Source organism: Flavobacterium sp. NKUCC04_CG (assembly GCF_019345525.1).
Lineage (GTDB): Bacteria > Bacteroidota > Bacteroidia > Flavobacteriales > Flavobacteriaceae > Flavobacterium.
On sequence record NZ_JAHKRA010000105.1, the window covers coordinates 1 to 207 of the forward strand.

The 207-nt window shown below is 50.2% G+C and carries 1 protein-coding gene; it reads left to right on the top strand.

The window, feature by feature from the left end; translation table 11 throughout:
• Nucleotides 1-207, top strand: a 207-nt coding sequence (locus KO524_RS15645) for a hypothetical protein (RefSeq protein ID WP_219295091.1), incomplete at both ends; no start/stop codon positions are given.

Consider the following 207-nt stretch of genomic DNA (forward strand, 5'->3'; position numbering starts at 1 on the left):
GCGTATCAGCGTATCAGCGTATCAGCGTATCAGCGTATCAGCGTATCAGCGTATCAGCGTATCAGCGTATCAGCGTATCAGCGTATCAGCGTATCAGCGTATCTGCGTATCAGCGTATCAGCGTATCAGCGTATCAGCGTATCAGCGTATCAGCGTATCAGCGTATCAGCGTATCAGCGTATCAGCGTATCAGCGTATCAGCGTATC